We start from the raw sequence: 255 nt of genomic DNA, 5'->3' as shown, positions 1-255 counted from the left end.
TACGGTCGCAAGATTAAAACTCAAAGGAATTGACGGGGACCCGCACAAGCGGTGGATGATGTGGATTAATTCGATGCAACGCGAAAAACCTTACCTACCCTTGACATGGCTGGAATCCCCGAGAGATCGGGGAGTGCTCGAAAGAGAACCAGTACACAGGTGCTGCATGGCTGTCGTCAGCTCGTGTCGTGAGATGTTGGGTTAAGTCCCGCAACGAGCGCAACCCTTGTCATTAGTTGCTACGAAAGGGCACTC

At 52.2% G+C, this 255-nt stretch carries 1 rRNA gene; it reads left to right on the top strand.

Annotation, left to right across the window (positions count from 1 at the left end):
* Window positions 1-255, top strand: a 16S ribosomal RNA gene (locus ACZ92H_RS29780); the annotation flags it as partial.

This window comes from Janthinobacterium foliorum, from assembly GCF_978021625.1.
The sequence above is the reverse complement of the archived record's forward strand: the minus strand, read 5'-3'. Positions and strand labels throughout refer to the sequence as shown.